General features: G+C 43.2%; 3 protein-coding genes. All 3 read right to left on the reverse strand.

Features of this window, described 5'->3' with window-relative positions:
• On the reverse strand, nucleotides 1-228 hold the full coding sequence (locus tag N1032_RS26185) for a hypothetical protein (protein ID WP_259543564.1): 228 nt from the start codon (nucleotides 226-228) through the stop codon (nucleotides 1-3).
• A complete protein-coding gene (locus N1032_RS26190; protein ID WP_259543565.1) occupies nucleotides 215-394 on the reverse strand; it encodes a hypothetical protein in 180 nt (59 codons plus the stop codon). The genes N1032_RS26185 and N1032_RS26190 overlap by 14 nt, the downstream gene beginning before the upstream one ends.
• The coding region (locus N1032_RS26195) for a TraR/DksA C4-type zinc finger protein (protein WP_259543567.1) at nucleotides 394-623 on the reverse strand (230 nt) is incomplete at its 5' end. The genes N1032_RS26195 and N1032_RS26190, both read right to left, overlap by 1 nt.

The raw sequence follows: 623 nt of genomic DNA on the forward strand, positions 1-623 counted from the left end.
TTACACCTCAATCACAGCAATGTTAACTGGACGAACACGCTCAGTTGGTGATGGATACCAAATCTGACCATCTTCCAGAACAACAGCCTGGCGTTTGCTTGTACCTGATTGCTGCTTACAAGCGATACTGATATAACCATCAGCACACCAGAAAGTATGACCGGGTTTGATATCAGCGAACGTGAACTGCATTTCTGGTTTATTGATACGAACATCAATTCTTGCCATTTTCCCTCCACTCATGAGTGGACTGATGGATATGCTGTTCAAAATCATTCATACCATCAAAATAACCCAGCATCCCCTTATCACCGATTGCGGAGATCTTGAAATCACGTTCACGTGACCAGCCCATGCCTTTACGACGAACTTTGATTGTTTGACCGACGACCATTACTGCCTCTCATAAGGTAGAGTGATTCGCTTATCGTGATTACTTTGACAGGTTATGCAGTATTTGCAACCTTTGACAATCTCACGACGTTTTTGTGGTATTGATTTTCCACAGTCTAGGCAGTGGGTTTCAGATTCACCAGTGCCTAGCTGTGAACGTGCAGCTGCAATGCCAAAATCAATTGTAGCATTCATCTTCAATTGATGTCTGTCATTATGAGGCATTACTG

Source organism: Herbiconiux daphne, from assembly GCF_024979295.1.
Lineage (GTDB): Bacteria > Actinomycetota > Actinomycetes > Actinomycetales > Microbacteriaceae > Herbiconiux > Herbiconiux daphnes.

What these genes read in the sequence shown, in the direction of transcription:
- N1032_RS26190 (WP_259543565.1), bottom strand. Translation starts at nt 394, where the DNA reads ATGGTCGTCGGTCAAACAATCAAAGTTCGTCGTAAAGGCATGGGCTGG.
- N1032_RS26185 (WP_259543564.1), bottom strand. Translation starts at nt 228, where the DNA reads ATGGCAAGAATTGATGTTCGTATCAATAAACCAGAAATGCAGTTCACG.